The sequence below is a fragment of the Azoarcus sp. DN11 genome (assembly GCF_003628555.1).
GTDB lineage: Bacteria > Pseudomonadota > Gammaproteobacteria > Burkholderiales > Rhodocyclaceae > Aromatoleum.
The window spans coordinates 2276222-2288627 of the sequence record NZ_CP021731.1 but is presented as its reverse complement, the minus strand read 5'-3'; the positions used below and the strand labels follow the sequence as shown (position 1 = coordinate 2288627).

Sequence of the window (12406 nt, the reverse complement as noted above, 5' to 3'; positions counted from 1 at the left end):
GGTATTCGGCCCGGTTATTCGGCCCAGCTCAGGGTCAGCGTTTCGTCGTCTTCGTCGACGTTGCCGCCCAGCGTGATCAGGTTGATGTGCAGTTCCTGCAGGTCGAAGGCGCGGCCGATCTGCTCCTCGATCGTCTCCTTGCGGATCACGAGGCGATTCGGCGCGTCGATCTTCACCATCGCCGGCTGGCGATTGACGACCGCATTGGGGTTGTCGATCTCGATCGCCTCGATGATCGGGCGGGTTTCCTCGTTCGCCTGCAGGGCGATGAATACGGTGGACATCGGTGGGCCTCTCAGATCGTGATGCCGGTTTTCTGGATGCGGGTGCGGAAGCCCGCGAGCTCTTCGCCGACCGCGGCGTCGGCGTTGGCGCCGAGCGCGATCTCGGCCACCGGCAGCAGCGCGGACGCGGCACGCGCGCTCCACGCGGCGATCCAGTCCTGCAGCACCGCGCGGTTGTCGTCGGACTCGGCCGCCGCGACCTTCAGCACCGCATCGACCCACTTCTTCGTCTCGTCGAACCAGTCGGTCATGAACTGCGTCAGCATCGCCACCGCCGAAGCGCCCTGCGCGGACAGGAAGTCATCGACGATGCGGCCATACACCAGCGGATACAGCAGGCCGTCGAGCGCGACGTTCTGCGCGACGAAGGCTTCGAAGGGATCGCGCAGCACCAGCGTGTCCTCGACGTAGCGGCGCAACGCTTGCCACACCGGGTCGTCCAGCCACGCCGCCTTGCCGGCGTCGAGCGCTTCGGTGTCACCGAGCAGCAGGCCGAGGCGCGACAGGTACTGGGCGATGCCGAGGTTGTCCATCGCGTGGTAGATGCAGGGCTGCGTGAACACGGCGCCGTAGCCGTAGCCGCAGATCAACGTATTGTTCTGGTTCGCGCCCCAGGCGGCGTGGCGCAGCGGCACCAGCACATTCAGCGCGGTGTCGCGCAGCGCCGGCGGCAGCATGTCCGCGAGTCCGCGCGACTCGACGAAAGCGAAATTCGCCTCGGTCGTATCCTGCTGGCGTGCGCGGGCCAGCGTGTAGGTGCTGTAGTAGAACTGGCGCGGATCCTTCAGCGCGTACCAGTCCTTCATCACGATCTTCGTGATCTTCGTGTCGTACAGGTCCTGGTCCGGATCCCAGGTCGGCTTGTAGTGCAGGTTCTCGGCGGCCTGGATGTCGTAGCTGCCTTCCTGGTAGCGCGACGCCGGCTTGTCGCCGAAACGGCGCGCGAGGTGGTCGAAAGTCTGGCGCAGCGGCTGGATGCTCACTGTGCGAAGGTCGATCTGCATGTGTGTCTCCGTGGCGCTCTCTCGTAGGAGCGTGGTTTATTGATTTGTCAGCGCGGCAATCAAATGAGCGACAACCGCCGTTCCCGGGTCCCTCCCCCTTCAAGGGGGAGGTCAGGAGGGGGATGGGTTTCCGTCGTGCGGCTTGAACCCATCCCCACAAATGAGCGACAACCGCCGTTCCCGGGTCCCTCCCCCTTCAAGGGGGAGGTCAGGAGGGGGATGGGTTTCCGTCGTGCGGCTTGAACCCATCCCCACCCCAGCCCTCCCCTTGAAGGGGAGGGAGCAAAGCGCTACCTGAAGCGGGTGCGTGTTGCGTCGGCGAGGCGCCAGTCCCAGTCGTCCGCGGCGTCGCGCGGTCCGGCCTGCGGCGCGAGCATCTCGACCGCGTTGCGCTCGCAGAACTCCGCGAAGGCCTCGCGCGTCAGGATCATCTCGACCGCCAGGTCCGGCTCGCCGACCGCAAAGTCGAACTCGACGAAACCGTTGGCACGCTCGCCAGTGACACGCACGAAGCGGCGCCGCGTGTCGAAGCCGGCCGGGGTCGCGTGGCTGCTCATCGCCCTGCCCCCTCAGCTCACGACCGTCAGGAAGGTCTCGTGGAGCTTGCGCTGCGGGTAATCCAGGCCCTGGCCGAAGTTGTCGAAGGTCCAGGTCAGCGGCTCGGTGTTGTCCGGATAGGGCTGGTAGCCGCCCATGAAGGTCTCGAAGCGGTTGCCCGACGGATCCCACGCGTAGATCGTGCAGCCGCGCGTCACGCCGTGGCGGGTCGGGCCGATGTCGACGGGGACCTTGTTCATCGACATGATGTCGCCCGCGCGCAGCACCTGCTCCCAGCTCTCCATCAGGAAGGAGCAGTGATGCAGCTTGCCCTTCTCCGGGTACTCGGCGAAGGCGATGTCATGCACCTTGTGCGAACACGACAGCCAGATCGCGGCGTTGTTTTCGCCGTCCGGCGTCAACACGCGCTCGACGAGGTAGAAGCCCAGCACCTCGGTGAAGATCTTCTGCACCTCGGCGACGTTCGGGCCGTACAGCAGCGTGTGGTCGAGGCGCACCGGCCCGATGCCATGCTCACGCTGGCGCGTCCAGGGGGCGGGATTCACGATCGGCAAGCCGTTGCCGATCGCAGTCTTCTCCGCGTACAGCTCCATCATGTGGCCCGACGGCAGCTCGAAGCGCACGCGCTCGCCGGTCTCCAGCATCTCGCCAGCGGGGATGCGTTCGGTCTTCAGCCCGTAGGCCTGCAGGTCGGCGTCCAGCTTGTCGAGCGTGGCCTTGTCGAGCACCTTGAACGCGAAGAAGTCGATGCCGGCACGGTCGGCTTCGCGGATCACGTAGCTGTTGTGATCGCGCTCGTCCCAGCACTTGAAATACACGCGGCCCTGCGCATCGCGGCCGGTTTCGACGAGGCCCAGCACATCGCGGTAGAACTGCACCGCCTCTTCCAGGTTCAGCACGCGCACCTGGGCGTGGCCGGGGCGAAGAACGCCTGTCATTGCCATGTCTCTTGTCTCCATTGTTCTATGTGGAACGGTCTCGGCGACTCATCCGCCATCAGGGTCCTTGGGTCGTCTTTACGCCGCTCGAACCGGGACTGACGGTTTCGTCACTCGGGGCGATCAATCAATTTGTCTTATGTCGCCCTCAGGCCTGCTAATGCATCGGCCGTGCCATGTTCGACAAGTGCTTGTTTTTACGCTGATCTTTTAAAAACATGGAGAAGTGGGGCAAATTCCCCACTGACGCTTTTGTCCATCGGGCGTTTTCGCCTTACAAAAGTGTCACGGTGCGGTGCACAACTCATCGACCCTGGGCATGACCGACGGAGCGGCGGGCGAGTCATCGGCTTTGCTGACTGCCACGGGTTGGTCGGCGATAATGGCGGCCAACTTTTTGCACGCCATTTCAGGATTCCCGCATGGAAATCAAGGTCAATTTTCTCGACAAGCTTCGCCTTGAGGCCAAGTTCGATGACTTCACGGTAATCGCCGACCAGCCTATCCGCTACAAGGGCGATGGCTCGGCACCGGGGCCGTTCGATTACTTTCTGGCTTCGTCGGCCTTGTGTGCGGCTTACTTTGTGAAGTTGTACTGCGACACACGCAATATCCCCACGGAAAACATCCGCCTGTCGCAGAACAATATTGTCGATCCCGAAAACCGCTACCAGCAGATTTTCAAGATCCAGGTCGAGTTGCCGGCGGATATCTCCGAAAAGGACCGCCAAGGCATCCTGCGCTCCATCGAGCGTTGCACGGTGAAAAAGGTGGTGCAAACCGGGCCCGAGTTCGTGATCGAGGAAGTCGAGAATCTGGATGCCGACGCCCAGGCCTTGCTGACGCTGAACCCGGCGTCTGAAGCGAGCACCTATATCGCCGGCAAGGATCTGCCGCTGGAGCAGACCATCGCCAATATGTCCGGGGTGTTGGCCGGCCTGGGCATGAAGATCGAAATCGCGTCGTGGCGCAATCTGGTGCCCAACGTGTGGTCGCTGCATATCCGCGATGCGCACTCGCCGATGTGTTTCACCAACGGCAAGGGCGCGACCAAGGAAAGCGCCTTGGCCTCGGCCCTGGGCGAATTCATCGAGCGGATGAATTGCAATCATTTCTACAACGACCAGTTCTGGGGCGAAGACATCGCCAACGCGCCCTTCGTGCATTACCCCGAAGAGCGCTGGTTCAAGCCCGGCCGCAAGGATGCGCTGCCGCGCGAAATACTCGACGACTACTGCCTGCAGATCTACAACCCCGATGGCGAGCTGCGTGGCTCGCATCTGTACGACACCAACTCCGGCAATGTGGAGCGCGGCATCTGCACGCTGCCCTATGTGCGCCAGTCCGACGGCGAGGTCGTGTATTTCCCGACCAACCTGATCGACAACCTGTTCCTCAGCAATGGCATGAGTGCCGGCAACACGCTGGCCGAAGCGCAGGTGCAATGCCTGTCGGAAATTTTCGAACGGGCGGTCAAGCGCGAGATTCTCGAAGGCGAAATCGCCCTCCCCGACGTGCCGCACGAAGTGCTGGCGAAATATCCCGGCATTCTGGCCGGCATCGAGGAGCTGGAAAAACAGGGCTTTCCGGTGCTGGTGAAGGATGCCTCGCTGGGCGGCGAGTTCCCGGTGATGTGCGTCACCCTGATGAACCCGCGTACGGGCGGTGTGTTTGCATCGTTCGGCGCGCACCCGAGCCTGGAGGTGGCGCTGGAACGCAGCTTGACGGAATTGCTGCAGGGGCGCAGTTTTGAAGGCCTGAACGATCTGCCCCGGCCCACCTTTGAAAGCAACGCCGTCACCGAGCCGAACAACTTCGTCGAGCACTTCATCGATTCCAGCGGCGTGGTGTCGTGGCGCTTCTTCAGCGCCAAAGCCGATTACGACTTTGTCGAGTGGGATTTCTCCGGCCACGGTGAAAACTCCAATGCCGACGAAGCCGCGACCCTGTTCGGTATTCTCGAAGGCATGGGCAAGGAAGTGTACATGGCGGTGTATGACCAACTCGGCGCCACGGCCTGCCGCATATTGGTGCCGGGTTATTCGGAAATCTATCCGGTCGAGGATCTGATCTGGGATAACACCAACAAAGCGCTGCAGTTCCGCGCCGATATCCTGAACCTGCACCGCTTGGACGATGCCGGCCTGGAAGCACTGCTCGAACGTCTGGAAGACAGCCAGCTCGATGACTACACCGACATCATCACCTTGATCGGCATCGAGTTTGACGAGAATACGGAATGGGGTCAGCTGACGATTCTTGAGTTGAAGCTGCTGATTCAGCTCGCCTTGCAGCAATTTGAAGCGGCGAAAGAGCTGGTGGAAACCTACCTGCAGTACAACGAAAACACGGTCGAGCGCGGATTGTTCTATCAGGCCTTGAACGTGGTGCTGGAGGTGTTGCTGGACGACGACCTGGAACTGGACGATTACGTGGTCAATTTCCGCCGGATGTTTGGCAACCCGCGGATGGACGCAGTGCTGGGGTCAGTGGACGGCAGCGTGCGCTTCTTCGGCTTGACGCCAACGAGCATGAAACTGGAAGGGCTCGACAGGCACCAGCGCCTGATCGACAGCTACAGGAAGCTGCACACCGCGCGGGTCAAGGTGGCGGCTTGATCCGGTGATGATCCGGCGTGGCCGATGGCAGGCGTCGAACAAACCTGGACCGTAAGCGCAGTCAGGAAGATCTGATTGGCCGGTGACGGCGACGAAAGCTGAACTCGTCCTCCCGGCCAAGTTCGGACAGTCGAACACGCCTCCTGATAGCAGGCGTTGCGCCCTGCTCGCCGCGACGGTTCGAGCGCACCTTGGTCATCTGGCCGTGCCGTCCGCACTTTCAGAATCATGCGGTGTATGATTGATGTATAAGTCCGAGCGCTCACGAAAAGGAGCATAAAATCAATGTTCCTTGGCGATTCGAATTATGGCTTACACGGCGTTTCAGCGCGTATACATCACCTCTGCTGTATGCAACACGTTAGCCCTTTTTAGGAGACACTATTTTGCAGTCACTGTTCGCTTGGTTTAATGACCCGATTGTTCAGAGTGTCATTATTTCTCCTCTTGTCGGCGCGATTCTTGGGGTCTTGTTCGCCGGACTGAATAGCCCTCCGTCGTCAGCAGCGCCAGCAACGGTGCAACAAACAGTCGTCATTTTCAAGCAGACCATCATAGTGAAGCAGAGCGGAGGAAGGTCTAGTTCGGATGATGATGGTTGGGTTTACTTATTCGCATTCTTTGCGGTTACCGCTGGAATTACTTGGGGCTACAGTAAATATGCTAATGAAATACTTAGCTACTGGCTGATCGGTTTGTTTTCCTGCTCCGCCTTTATTCTTTCAGCAGGGGCAGCCTCTGCCATGCGAGGCCAATACAGTAATTCCGAGTGGGCTTGGTACATTTTTGCGCCAATAGTTGCGGCAGGCTTTTCGTTCTATCTCGCCCATCTCGCCCAAGTGGCAATTATTCCAGGAGCACGAGAGGCCGCATTCCGTTACGGATTTATCGATTTCTATTTCAAAGCACTTAAAGACGAGCACCGTATGTGGTTGCTATTTCAAATTGCCGGTGTCTTTCTGGGCATTTTTGCAACGATAGCCGCTGCATTGCGGTCTATTCATTATCTTGCGCTCATGAACCAACGAGCTAATGGTGGGCTGTCTTCAGTCTGGCGTTTTATTACCCGAGCCACCCTCTTCTCAGCACGCACCGAAGGTGTCGTTCTTCTGCTATTCGCTGCAGTAATTTCCTATTTCATGCTTTCCGGTGGTGCCTATGAGCTCTGGCAAAACAAGGGCTAACCCTGCGCTCAACCTCGCTCCCTTCGGTCGCTGGACAGCCCAAAGCTACGCTTTTGGCTGTCGGTTAGCTTGAACTACATGGACTCCCCCGATTTTCAAGGGGCTTTTTCTAGGCCGTCATTCAATACCGACTCCTCCGATCTCGCGCTCATGGGGTTTCGTCGATCCGGTGAAGGACAAACTGCAGCTCTACATGCGGCCTGTTGGTGAGCGACATGCGCTCTGGCCCTGATGACAATGCGCCGCGCGGGGCCCTCATTCGTTAGCCGGTCTGGCTTTGCCGCCTTGGAGTTAACCAGGGTCGCCCGCGTCGGTTTGAACCGTCATCGCATCAACGAAATGTCCTCGCAGCGTGAGGGAGTGAGACGCTTCTTTCTTCCTTGCAGACTACACAGCGGCCGGGCGCCGATACGCGTCGCCCTTGGCGAGGATCGCCCAGATCATGCGTGCATGTTTGGCGGCCAGCGCAACAGTGGCCTTGCGGTAGCCGCGCCGTTCGATCAGCGAGCGGATCCAAAGGCTCAGCCGGTCATTTTTGGTACCCAGTGCTGCGAGCACCGCGCGGGTGCCGTGGATCAGCAGCGTTCGTAGATAGACGTCGCCCTGTTTGGTGATGCGCCCCAGGCGCACCTTGCCGCCGGTCGAATATTGACGCGGGACCAAACCGAGCCAGGCGGCGAATTCGCGCCCGCTCTTGAAGACCTTCATGTCGGCGACGCTCGCGACGATCGCGGTGGCGGTGATCGATCCAACGCCGGGCATTTCCATTAGGCGCTGCGCCGCTTCGCTGTGGCGGGCCAATGCTTCAATCTCGCGGTCGTAGGCGAGAATTTGCGCATCGAGCGCGCCAATGCGTTCATTGACCTCGCGGAACAGGCGGCGCGCGAGCTCGGGGATGCCGTTGCCGGTGTCTTCAAGCACTGGCGGCAGTTTGTGGCGGAAACTGTAGCGGCCGCGCGGCAACACCATGCCGAATTCGCACAGCATTCCGCGCAGCTGGTTGATGAGCGCCGTGCGCTGGTCGGACACTTCCTTGCGCACGCGATGCAGCGCCAAGATGGCCTGCTGCTCGACCGATTTCACCGCGACGAAGCGCATGTTCGGCCGCGCGACCGCTTCGCAGATCGCCTCGGCGTCGTTGCCGTCGTTCTTCCCGCTCTTACGGTACGGGGCGACAAAGCGCGGGGCCATGATCCGCGCGTCGTGGCCGAGCCGGCGCAGCTCGCGTGCGAAATGATGCGCCCCCGAACACGCTTCCATACCGATCAGGCACGGCGGCATCTGCGCGAACATCGGCAGCAGATCGGCCCGTCCGACACTTCGCCTGAGCAGCACATTGCCATCCCTCCCGACCCCATGCACACTGAATACATTCTTCGCCAGGTCGATACCGACAGTGGTAACGTTCATTTCGACTCCTCCTCACCGTGATTGAGACTTTCGCAATCCCAATCTGGCACACCGATGCCCCAGGTGCAGGGGGAGTCCATTTCATTCGTTAGACGGCAGGAATCCATAGATGCCTCTGCTTCCGCACCCGGAATTTCGGTCTGCGCCCACGCCCGAGGCTCCCCTGTGGCGCTACCTGAGCTTGCCGAAGTTCCTGTCTCTGCTGCAGCAGCAGGCACTCTACTTTTCGAGCCTCGAGTACCTAGCGCGATCGGACCCGTTTGAAGGAACGCTGCCTCCTGCTCGATTCGCGCACCGAGCATGGAAGTCAATTGAGGAACTGCCACCGGAGGTTAGGTCCAAGCTGCCAGACTACTTGAAGCGAGGTGAGACAGACCTGGACCTTGCATTTACTCGATTGCTAGACTTTCACGAGCTGCGCATTCGGCAAGCGTACGCGTACCGCCGCTCTTTTTTCTTGAATTGCTGGCACCAGAATGAGCACGAATCGGCTGCAATGTGGTCTCTCTACTCCCGGGCCAACGAGGGCATCGCCATCGTCTCATCCGAGGACAAGTTTCGGTTGGCGCTTGCTGCGACACCAATCGACGTCTATGGCGGTTGTGTGCAGTACGGAGACTACGGCAGCGCCGAATTCACCATTGACGATGGAAATGCGTTCCGACCGGTGTTGTACAAACGCCAGAGCTTTGCTCATGAACGCGAGTATCGGCTTGTAAATTGGGACACCTCCGTCACGCACAAGGATATAGATGCGGTGAATGGAGTGTTTACATGGGAAGGCCACATTGTTCCGGACGTAAGCGGCTCCGGGCGAATCACTGTAGGTCGTTCGGAGAGCGAAATTGAAGCTATCAAGCCGACGCCCGGCATCGTGGTGCCCTGTCAGTTGAGGGAGCTGATTGCTCGCGTAGTCGTGTCGCCGCTGGCTGAGGATTGGTTCTTCGATGTAGTAGCAGCCGCATCGTCGGCGCACGGAATCACAGTTCCAGTCGAAAGGTCCAAACTTGCAGACGAACCACTTCGTTGAAGGAACTTGCGTGAACGCGGCGCGCCTGCCGTCTAACAGGTCGGTCGACTCGGACACGTTGCGACAAGGGGTCGCACAGTGCCGTTTGAAATCCTGCACCGTGCGGCCCCTTGCTGCAACGTGCCGGTCACCTTTGCGTTAGCCATCAGAGGCATCCATTGCGCGCCGATCTACACAAGTCACTCGTCTATCTCGACCGGGATTATATTGCAGATCTCTACGAAGTGACGACCGGCAAGTCGCCAAGCACGACTATTACGAAGAACCAAGGCAAGAAAGCCGGCGCTGTAATTCCTGTCTTTTCTGCAGACGTGAGTGCACAGGAAACGCGCTCCTTCAAGGTCTCCACCCTCGGTATGCTGGCTCAAACGTGGGGCGCACTCTCCGCCGAGCTGAACTTGATCCACGCACGTTTGCCTCAGAAATGATTTCTCAATACGGCTGGTTCAATGGTGAACTCAGCGTGCATCAAGCCAAGTCATCCGTTCAACGCGCGAACGGAGAAAATGAGGTAACAGCCGAATCCGAGCATTTCCATATACGGCAGTCACCGACCTCGGCCCTCTCGTTGATCACAACGCCGGAGTACTTCTTGTCGGGCCTGGGGACGCTGGTGAAACTGCAAAAGACGGAACTCAAAGAGATGTCCATCCCTGTCCGCGCCTACGTCAGAGTCATGGCAGCGCACGACCATTTCAAACATTGGATCGCGATTCCTTTGGTGATTCTGGAGCTTGAATCTAATGGCTAACAAGCGCTTGCAACCGACAAAAGCTTCGCTTTTGCCGCCCGCTAAAGGCCGACGTTGGGCGTCATGAGTCACATGGAGAATTAACCGCATGCATCTTGACCCAATCATCATTCGCCGCTTTAAAGAACTGGAAGCTAAAGCCGAGGCTGTACTTGCTGCAAAGGTTGTGGATTTCGTGTCAGCTGAAGGTAAGTCGTACCACAAAGTTCCATCTGACATGTATAAAGAGTGGGCAACTAATGTTCTAAATCTTGTGCATCGAACATTTGGTGAGTCCAGCATCCATTACAGGAACCTCGCCAAGCACTATGAGAGCTTTGGCGGTTGGCTTTCAGACTTCAATGACAGCTATGGTATTTTTCGTGCCGCTCGGGAAGACTACGAGGGCGGCTATCTGTTCCATATTCGGACTCTAGCGAAGGCCGAGGTCCTTTCCGACGCAATAGCCCAAGCTAAAGAGTTGTTGGCGTCGGGGTATAAAGACCCTGCCTGCATTCTTGCCCGCGTTTCCCTTGAGTCCACACTAAAAGACTTAGCCAATAAGTATGGCGTGAGCGAGGGCAAACTAGATCGGATGAATGCTGATTTAACAAAAGCCGGCGCCTATAACATGGCAAAGCAAAAGCAAATTACTGCATGGGCTGAAATCGGCAACAAGGCCGCTCATGGCGAATGGACTCACTATACGGAACAAGATGCGGCAGCAATGGTTGCAGGTGTTGAATCTCTCGTCGCAGATCTTTAGCGCATACAATTGACGCCCAACCCATCGTCCCAGCGGACCGTCAAAAAGCTTCGCTTTTTGCCGTCGTCTGAACTTCCATGTTGAATGTCGGCTCTGCCTTGGGTCATCGGGCCGCTTCGGGTTGATACCGCCAGCTCGACGAACCGGGGACCTGCGGTTCGACGGTACTGCGCGGCATGCGGCAGCTTTCCGCAACTACCCCGCCGCGTTCGCGTCCTGCTTCAACCGATAGGCAAGCTGCCGCCGCGTAATCCCGAGCAGCCGCGCCGCATGCGTCAGGTTGACGTTCGCGTGGCGGACGGCGAGTTTCACCAGACGGCGCTCGTGGGCGTCGAGGTCGAAGCCTTCGTCGAGCAAGGCTTCGTACAGGCGCCCGCGGTTCGATTCGACGATGTCGGCGACGAAGCCCTCTCGGCCGATTTCGGCGCCGTGCTGGTTGCCCGGCGCGCCGGATGCGAAAAGGTGTTCGAGCTCGATCTGGCCGCCGGGCGATCGACCTAGCCCAGTATGAGAATGTCGACCCGACTAGCGCCAGTCATTCCCCGGCATTATCCGCTTCATGAACTCATCAAACATTGGCACAGTGAAGGCCGTGTCACCGTGATTCGGACTCCATACCATGCCCTTGGCGATTAGGGAGCTTCGCGTCGGCGCAAGCGAAGACACGGCCGAGTTGAAGCAGGCCGCGATATCGCCTGATCGATGAGGGCCTGGCCCTAACTCCGCCATGGCGCGAAGATATTTTTTCTCTTTGGGTGTAAGCCGGTCGAATCGTACCCGAAAGAAACTCTCATCCAGAGCAGCTACGGCCGTAACAGAAGCGACATCTACAGCGTCAACATCAATCGGTGATACCTGCGCCGCCCGCCAAGTGTGACTGCCCCACTGCTGAAGAAAATAGGCATAGCCTTGGGTGACTCGCAGTATTTGGTCCAGAGCTCGGTCGGTAATGCCGACTCCCTCATTGGCGAGAGGCTTCTCGACGGCGAATCGTGCCGCTGCTGGCGGTAGGGGGCCGATAATAGGAAAGTCAAACAACCTTTCCGCGTACGACTTGGCGTTGCCCATTCGTCCCCTTAATTGGGGCAAGCCAGCGCCAACCAGCACAACCGGCAATTGCCTCTGTTCGGTGCGATGCATGGCGGTAATCAGCGCAGCCAACTGTGGCTCCTCGACATACTGCAGCTCGTCGATGAAAATCGCCAACGCCGTGTTTGCTGACTTTGCCGCCAAACCAACCTGCTCGAAAAGAGCTTGAAGGTCATGCTCGAGATCACCGTTGTCTGCTAATCCAGGCTCGGGATCGTAATCAAGACCGACCTCGATGTCGCCGAAAGTGACCTTAAGTTTGCTGGCGAACCCGGCTAGTGCCCGCAGTCCACGCACTGCATAGTCTTTAGCAGCCGCTATCTGGCTCAAGCGCAAGAGCGCTTGGCGCAGCTGTGGCGCAAGTAGAGCTGGAAGAGACCGTCCTTCAGGTGCTTCGACTCGGACAGTATGGATGCCAGCGGCTTCGGCATCTTCTCGTACGCGGTCCAGAAGTACTGTCTTACCGACACCGCGCAGGCCGACTAACATAGCGCTCTTCGCGGGGCGCCCGATACGAGCACGCTCAAGCGCAATGCGCAGAGACTCTCGCAGCTCATCACGGCCGGCAAGCTCTGGCGGCGGAGTGCCGGCACCTGGGGAAAAGGGATTACGGATAGGGTCCATGCCCGAGAGGTTATATAAAAATTTGCAAAGTTACAAGAAGTAGATAACTTTTTAAAGTTCACTATAAATCATCGCGCACGTCTCTGTCTTTGAGCTCCGGCCGGCAAAGATCCCAGAGGCCCCGTGCGGACGGCAACTCACACTCCTCGCCGACGTTTACGGCGCTCAACG

General features: G+C 58.9%; 14 protein-coding genes. 7 read left to right on the top strand and 7 right to left on the bottom strand.

All coding sequences use genetic code 11. The features are described 5' to 3' along the window. Positions 1–14: 14 nt before the first annotated feature. The 4 genes from CDA09_RS10410 to CDA09_RS10395 form a co-directional block, all read right to left on the bottom strand. The gene (locus CDA09_RS10410; protein ID WP_121428557.1) at positions 15–284 is read right to left on the bottom strand and encodes an MmoB/DmpM family protein; all 270 of its coding nucleotides are present in this window, start codon (positions 282–284) and stop codon (positions 15–17) included. Positions 285–295: 11 nt separating this feature from the next. After that, positions 296–1288 (bottom strand): aromatic/alkene monooxygenase hydroxylase subunit beta, encoded by a 993-nt coding sequence (locus tag CDA09_RS10405; RefSeq protein WP_121428556.1) that lies wholly within the window; start codon positions 1286–1288, stop codon positions 296–298. Positions 1289–1578: 290 nt separating this feature from the next. Beyond that, a complete protein-coding gene (locus CDA09_RS10400) occupies positions 1579–1845 on the bottom strand; it encodes a phenol hydroxylase subunit (protein ID WP_121428555.1) in 267 nt (88 codons plus the stop codon). Between the two features lie 12 nt (positions 1846–1857). After that, the gene (locus CDA09_RS10395) at positions 1858–2790 is read right to left on the bottom strand and encodes a catechol 2,3-dioxygenase (RefSeq protein WP_121428554.1); all 933 of its coding nucleotides are present in this window, start codon (positions 2788–2790) and stop codon (positions 1858–1860) included. Between the two features lie 416 nt (positions 2791–3206). Here CDA09_RS10395 and CDA09_RS10390 point away from each other — a divergent pair, with 416 nt between their 5' ends. Both CDA09_RS10390 and CDA09_RS23170 read left to right on the top strand, forming a co-directional pair. Next, positions 3207–5402 carry an OsmC domain/YcaO domain-containing protein gene (locus tag CDA09_RS10390; RefSeq protein ID WP_121428553.1) on the top strand — a complete coding sequence of 732 codons (2196 nt, stop codon included), beginning with the start codon at positions 3207–3209 and terminating at the stop codon, positions 5400–5402. Positions 5403–5788: 386 nt separating this feature from the next. Continuing rightward, complete coding sequence (locus CDA09_RS23170; protein ID WP_128106559.1) at positions 5789–6586, top strand: hypothetical protein; 798 nt, start codon at positions 5789–5791, stop codon at positions 6584–6586. 387 nt (positions 6587–6973) lie between these two features. Here CDA09_RS23170 and CDA09_RS10385 read toward each other — a convergent pair whose 3' ends face one another. Beyond that, positions 6974–7996 (bottom strand): IS110 family RNA-guided transposase, encoded by a 1023-nt coding sequence (locus CDA09_RS10385; protein ID WP_121428552.1) that lies wholly within the window; start codon positions 7994–7996, stop codon positions 6974–6976. A 109-nt stretch (positions 7997–8105) separates the two neighbouring features. Here CDA09_RS10385 and CDA09_RS10380 point away from each other — a divergent pair, with 109 nt between their 5' ends. The 4 genes from CDA09_RS10380 to CDA09_RS10370 all read left to right on the top strand — a co-directional run bounded on the left by CDA09_RS10380 (position 8106) and on the right by CDA09_RS10370 (position 10522). Next, complete coding sequence (locus tag CDA09_RS10380) at positions 8106–9026, top strand: DUF2971 domain-containing protein (RefSeq protein WP_217351303.1); 921 nt, start codon at positions 8106–8108, stop codon at positions 9024–9026. Between the two features lie 158 nt (positions 9027–9184). Continuing rightward, on the top strand, positions 9185–9454 hold the full coding sequence (locus CDA09_RS23165; RefSeq protein ID WP_128106558.1) for a hypothetical protein: 270 nt from the start codon (positions 9185–9187) through the stop codon (positions 9452–9454). Beyond that, on the top strand, positions 9451–9777 hold the full coding sequence (locus CDA09_RS10375; protein ID WP_121428551.1) for a hypothetical protein: 327 nt from the start codon (positions 9451–9453) through the stop codon (positions 9775–9777). Before CDA09_RS23165 ends, CDA09_RS10375 begins: the two co-directional genes overlap by 4 nt. Before the next feature lie 88 nt (positions 9778–9865). Beyond that, positions 9866–10522, top strand: a complete 657-nt coding sequence (locus CDA09_RS10370) for a DUF4145 domain-containing protein (protein WP_121428550.1) — start codon at positions 9866–9868, stop codon at positions 10520–10522. A 195-nt stretch (positions 10523–10717) separates the two neighbouring features. On the opposite strand, the gene CDA09_RS23635 is transcribed toward CDA09_RS10370, so the two are convergent. Then, entirely contained in the window at positions 10718–10834 is a 117-nt protein-coding gene (locus CDA09_RS23635) for a helix-turn-helix domain-containing protein (protein WP_286164458.1), read from the bottom strand. Here CDA09_RS23635 and CDA09_RS23630 point away from each other — a divergent pair. Next, complete coding sequence (locus CDA09_RS23630; RefSeq protein ID WP_286164508.1) at positions 10793–11023, top strand: hypothetical protein; 231 nt, start codon at positions 10793–10795, stop codon at positions 11021–11023. The genes CDA09_RS23635 and CDA09_RS23630 overlap by 42 nt on opposite strands. A 24-nt stretch (positions 11024–11047) precedes the next feature. Here the strand turns inward: CDA09_RS23630 and CDA09_RS10360 are convergent, their stop codons facing one another. Next, positions 11048–12235 (bottom strand): ATP-binding protein, encoded by a 1188-nt coding sequence (locus CDA09_RS10360; protein ID WP_121428549.1) that lies wholly within the window; start codon positions 12233–12235, stop codon positions 11048–11050. Between the last annotated feature and the right edge of the window lie 171 nt (positions 12236–12406).

Coding starts and splice junctions, on each gene's coding strand:
- CDA09_RS10395 (WP_121428554.1), bottom strand. CDS start 2,790: ATGGCAATGACAGGCGTTCTTCGCCCCGGCCACGCCCAGGTGCGCGTG.
- CDA09_RS10390 (WP_121428553.1), top strand. CDS start 3,207: ATGGAAATCAAGGTCAATTTTCTCGACAAGCTTCGCCTTGAGGCCAAG.
- CDA09_RS10360 (WP_121428549.1), bottom strand. CDS start 12,235: ATGGACCCTATCCGTAATCCCTTTTCCCCAGGTGCCGGCACTCCGCCG.
- CDA09_RS10400 (WP_121428555.1), bottom strand. CDS start 1,845: ATGAGCAGCCACGCGACCCCGGCCGGCTTCGACACGCGGCGCCGCTTC.
- CDA09_RS10410 (WP_121428557.1), bottom strand. CDS start 284: ATGTCCACCGTATTCATCGCCCTGCAGGCGAACGAGGAAACCCGCCCG.
- CDA09_RS10405 (WP_121428556.1), bottom strand. CDS start 1,288: ATGCAGATCGACCTTCGCACAGTGAGCATCCAGCCGCTGCGCCAGACT.
- CDA09_RS10375 (WP_121428551.1), top strand. CDS start 9,451: ATGATTTCTCAATACGGCTGGTTCAATGGTGAACTCAGCGTGCATCAA.
- CDA09_RS23630 (WP_286164508.1), top strand. CDS start 10,793: ATGCGTCAGGTTGACGTTCGCGTGGCGGACGGCGAGTTTCACCAGACG.
- CDA09_RS10370 (WP_121428550.1), top strand. CDS start 9,866: ATGCATCTTGACCCAATCATCATTCGCCGCTTTAAAGAACTGGAAGCT.
- CDA09_RS10385 (WP_121428552.1), bottom strand. CDS start 7,996: ATGAACGTTACCACTGTCGGTATCGACCTGGCGAAGAATGTATTCAGT.
- CDA09_RS10380 (WP_217351303.1), top strand. CDS start 8,106: ATGCCTCTGCTTCCGCACCCGGAATTTCGGTCTGCGCCCACGCCCGAG.